Annotated in this window: 1 protein-coding gene; it reads left to right on the top strand. The window is 66.4% G+C overall.

Annotation, left to right across the window (positions count from 1 at the left end; translation table 11 throughout):
- On the top strand, positions 1-253 hold a 253-nt coding region (locus tag AAEY83_RS17015; protein WP_351061010.1), incomplete at both ends, for a CoA transferase.

Here is a 253-nt window from a genome sequence, read left to right on the forward strand (position 1 = left end):
GTGCTCGACCTGACCCGCGTGCTCGCCGGCCCCACCGCTAGCCGCTTTCTCGCCGGGCTGGGCGCCAACGTCTTGCGGATCGATCCACCGAGCTGGAACGAACCCGGTGTGGTCCCGGAAATGACCGTGGGCAAACGCTGTGCGCGGCTGGATCTGCAGGCTCCTGCGGATCGCGCGGTGTTTGAAGGCCTGTTGAAAGACGCCGACATTCTGCTGCACGGCTACCGCGCCGATGCGCTGGAACATCTGGGGT

Origin of the sequence: Psychrobacter sp. TB20-MNA-CIBAN-0197 (genome assembly GCF_040309765.1) — a bacterium.
Taxonomy (GTDB): domain Bacteria; phylum Pseudomonadota; class Gammaproteobacteria; order Pseudomonadales; family Moraxellaceae; genus Psychrobacter; species Psychrobacter submarinus.